Origin of the sequence: Tenacibaculum sp. L6, from assembly GCF_028823685.1 — a bacterium.
GTDB lineage: Bacteria > Bacteroidota > Bacteroidia > Flavobacteriales > Flavobacteriaceae > Polaribacter.
In genome coordinates this window covers 1-955 of the sequence record NZ_JAPEHZ010000153.1, presented here as the reverse complement: position 1 = coordinate 955, position 955 = coordinate 1, and the positions used below count along the sequence as shown (strand labels likewise).

Annotated in this window: 1 protein-coding gene; it reads left to right on the top strand. The window is 38.4% G+C overall.

Annotated features, from left to right (window positions below):
- Window positions 1–133 precede the first annotated feature (133 nt).
- Window positions 134–955 (top strand): amidohydrolase family protein (locus tag OU788_RS12440; RefSeq protein ID WP_274635455.1); only part of this gene is annotated, 822 nt, incomplete at its 3' end.

Below are 955 nucleotides of genomic sequence, written 5' to 3'. Positions count from 1 at the left end.
GAACCTATTCGGAAATTAAATGCATACTCAAAACGAAAATAAAAAAACGTGTGCTAACAACGGGTATAGTGCATGCCCTGCGGGACACGCACCATACCCAAACCGTTGGCAATAATTATAACATTATAAAAGCATGAAACAATTAACCTTTTTATTTTTAATCCTTAGTGCCATAATTTTTTCTTCGTGCAACGACTCTTCGAAAAAAAGTAAGGACTCAAATGCTTCAGATGAATCGACCAAAATCTATTTTAATGGAGACATCATCACGATGGAAGGAGAAAGTCCACAGTATTTGGAAGCCATAGTAGAAGCTAATGGAAAAATTATTTTCAAAGGAGATCTAAAGACTGCTGAAAATAAGTATAAAAATGCAGGCAAATTTGACTTAGATGGTAAGACGTTATTGCCAGGTTTTATTGAGCCTCATTTGCATCCTTCTTTAGCTGCTATAATGCTTCAAAACGAAATAATTGCTCCTTACGATTGGAAATTACCTTCTGGAACTAAAGAAGGTGTCCAAGGTGAGCAAGCTTATCGCAGTAGAATTAGCGAATCTATAAGATCAAACGCAAGCCCAGATCAAATCTATTTCATCTGGGGCTATCATCAACTTTGGCATGGAGAACTTTCAAGAGACCTTCTCAATGAAATTGCTGGAAATCAACCAGTGGGAATCATACACCGGTCTTTCCACGAAATTTATTTAAATGATGCTGCGATTGCCAAATTAGGCATCAAGGAAAGTGATTTTAAAGATAACCCTCAGGTAGAATGGAGTAAAGGTCATTTTTTTGAAGGAGGGTGGCTTGCACTAGTCCCTAAGATGGCTCCCATCTTGCTTGGGCCAAACAGCTATCTCAAAGGTCTCAGCACTATGAGTGAATTGTTACATCAGAATGGTATCACAACTATTGCACGACCAGGGATTCCGTGCTCTGATTTTGATGGAGGA